The 711-nt window shown below is 41.9% G+C and carries 1 protein-coding gene; it reads left to right on the top strand.

What is annotated here, in order from left to right; translation table 11 throughout:
• Positions 1-596 (top strand): tyrosine-type recombinase/integrase (locus tag E4K64_RS40060; protein ID WP_135167650.1); only part of this gene is annotated, 596 nt, incomplete at its 5' end.
• Between the last annotated feature and the right edge of the window lie 115 nt (positions 597-711).

Below are 711 nucleotides of genomic sequence, written 5' to 3'. Positions count from 1 at the left end.
ATATAACAACAAACCATGTCGCTGCCACTCGCGCAGCAAAATCAGAGGTAAGGAGATCAAGACTTACGGCTGACGAATACCTGAAAATTTATCAAGCAGCAGAATCATCACCATGTTGGCTCAGACTTGCAATGGAACTGGCTGTTGTTACCGGGCAACGAGTTGGTGATTTATGCGAAATGAAGTGGTCTGATATCGTAGATGGATATCTTTATGTCGAGCAAAGCAAAACAGGCGTAAAAATTGCCATCCCAACAGCATTGCATATTGATGCTCTCGGAATATCAATGAAGGAAACACTTGATAAATGCAAAGAGATTCTTGGCGGAGAAACCATAATTGCATCTACTCGTCGCGAACCGCTTTCATCCGGCACAGTATCAAGGTATTTTATGCGCGCACGAAAAGCATCAGGTCTTTCCTTCGAAGGGGATCCGCCTACCTTTCACGAGTTGCGCAGTTTGTCTGCAAGACTCTATGAGAAGCAGATAAGCGATAAGTTTGCTCAACATCTTCTCGGGCATAAGTCGGACACCATGGCATCACAGTATCGTGATGACAGAGGCAGGGAGTGGGACAAAATTGAAATCAAATAATGATTTTATTTTGACTGATAGTGACCTGTTCGTTGCAACAAATTGATAAGCAATGCTTTTTTATAATGCCAACTTAGTATAAAAAAGCTGAACGAGAAACGTAAAATGATATAAA

This window comes from Bradyrhizobium frederickii, from assembly GCF_004570865.1.
Classification (GTDB): domain Bacteria; phylum Pseudomonadota; class Alphaproteobacteria; order Rhizobiales; family Xanthobacteraceae; genus Bradyrhizobium; species Bradyrhizobium frederickii.
Note: the sequence above shows the minus strand (reverse complement) of the source record. Positions and strands in the feature narration are given on the sequence as shown.